At 69.0% G+C, this 2,164-nt stretch carries 2 protein-coding genes; both read right to left on the reverse strand.

The features are described 5' to 3' along the window. On the reverse strand, positions 1 to 1,128 hold a 1,128-nt coding region (locus tag RJ05_RS18030), incomplete at its 3' end, for a beta-ketoacyl [acyl carrier protein] synthase domain-containing protein (RefSeq protein ID WP_036538731.1). Positions 1,129 to 1,153: 25 nt separating this feature from the next. Further along, a partial coding sequence (locus tag RJ05_RS18035) for a beta-ketoacyl reductase (RefSeq protein ID WP_036538732.1) occupies positions 1,154 to 2,164 on the reverse strand: 1,011 nt, incomplete at its 5' end.

Here is a 2,164-nt window from a genome sequence, read left to right on the forward strand (position 1 = left end):
GAGTGAGCCGAGGCGTAGCGGTGTGTGCGCCGGCCGCGCGCCGTAGACGTTGATCAGCGCTCGGGCCTCGATCGGGTCGCCGAGCTTGGTTCCGGTGCCGTGCGCTTCCACCGCGTCGATATCGGCGGGCGCCAGGCCCGCGTTGGCCAAAGCCTGGGTGATGACACTTTCCTGGGATGGCCCGTTCGGCGCGGTCAGTCCGTTGCTCGCGCCGTCCTGATTGACCGCGCTGCCACGGATCACGGCGAGCACGGTGTGGCCGAGCCTGCGGGCCCGCGACAGCCGCTCCAGCACCAGTACGCCGAGGCCCTCGGAGAAACCGGTGCCGTCGGCGGCAGCGGCGAACGCCTTGCACCTGGCATCAGGGGAGAGCGCGCGTTGCCGCGCGAACGCGATGAGCAGCGACGGGTCCGACATCACGGTGACTCCACCGGCCAGCGCCAGCGACGCCTCGCCCTGGCGCAGCGCCTGACAGGCGAGGTGCAGCGCGACCAGCGACGACGAGCACGCGGTATCCACCGAGAGGGTCGGTCCCTTGAATCCGAAGGTGTAGGCGATGCGGCCGGACAGCACGCTGTTGGACACACCGAGATAGGCATGGCCCTCGGTCTCGGCGCTGAGATTCGGCGAGCCGACCCGCGGACCGTAGTTCTGGTGGATGACCCCGGCGAAAACCCCGGTGTCGCTGCCACGCAGCGACAACGGGTCCATGCCCGCGTCCTCGAGCGCCGTCCAGGTCGCTTCCAGCATCAGCCGTTGCTGCGGGTCCATCGCGGACGCCTCGCGCGGGCTGATCCCGAACAGCGCCGGATCGAATTCGGCCACCGAATCCAGGAAGCCGCCGTTGCGGGTGTAGATGGTTCCCGGCACATCCGGATCCGGATCGAACAACCGCTCGAGATCCCAGCCGCGATCGGTCGGGTACTCGCCCACCGCGTCGACGCCGCCGTCGACCACGCGCCACAGATCCTCCGGTGAACGGACCCCGCCGGGGTAGCGGCAGGACATGCCGACGATGGCGATGGGCTCAGTTGAGCGGTCGGTCAGTTCGCGCAGTTGCTGTTTGGTGTCGTAGAGCGCTTTCGCGGTCTTGGTGAGATACCGGCGTAGTTCGTCGTTGTCGGCCATCGGTGCGGCTCCTGATCGTGGCTGTTCAGCTGAGGTTGTCGATGAAGTCGAAGAGTTCGGCGTCATCGGCGGTGTCGAGGTGATCGGCGGTCTCGGCCGTCGTGATCGAATCGCGTTCTCCGGCTTCCAGTTCCCGGCCCATGGCCAGCAACTTGTGCGCGAGGTCGGCTCGCTCGGCCGGGCTGAGATCGGCTGCCGCGAAGCTGCGCGCCAGCGACTCGACCTCGGCGCTCAAGCGCACCATCGGGTCTTCGGCGGGTGCGATCTGCCGGCGTAGCGATGCCGCGAGTTCGGCGGGCGTCGGATAGTCGAACATCGCGGTGGTCGACAACTGCACCCCGGCGGCGGAGTTCAACCGGTTGCGGAACTCCATGACACCGAGCGAATCGAAGCCGATATCGCTGAAGGGCTTATCGGGGGCGATCGCTTCCGCGCCGTCGTATCCCAGTACGGCGGCGGCCTGGGTGAGTACCACCTCCAGCACGATCGCGTCCTGTTCGGCGGTCGGTCGGCCCGACAGCCGCACCGCCACATCGGGCGTGTGCGCCCCGGTGGCGCCCGCACCTGCCGCCACCCGCCGCGGGCGAACCAGTCCGCGCAGGGTGGACCGCAGCTCGGCGGGGTCGATCGCGGTGAGCGCGTCCCGGTCGACGTGGGCCGCGATGAACGCGGCACCGCCACCGGCCAGCGCCGCGTCGAACAGCGCCATACCCGCCGCGCTGTCCAGCGGCGGGAAACCCTCCCGGCGCCAGCGGGCGAAATCGGCGTCACCGAGATCGCGGGTCATGCCCGTGGCTTCTCCCCACGGTCCCCACGCCACCGAAGTAGCGGGTAGTCCGAGGACCTGACGATGCTGGGCCAGCGCGTCGAGGAAGACGTTGGCGGCAGCGTAATTCGCCTGACCCGCACTGCCGATCACGCCGGCGATCGAGGAGTAGAGCACGAACATCGACAGATCCAGGCCCGCGGTCGCCTCGTGCAGGTTCCACACGGAGTCCACCTTCGGCCGGAGTACGCGGTCGAGTTGCTCGGCGTT

This window comes from Nocardia cyriacigeorgica NBRC 100375 (genome assembly GCF_000308555.1).
GTDB classification, from domain to species: Bacteria; Actinomycetota; Actinomycetes; order Mycobacteriales; family Mycobacteriaceae; genus Nocardia; species Nocardia cyriacigeorgica.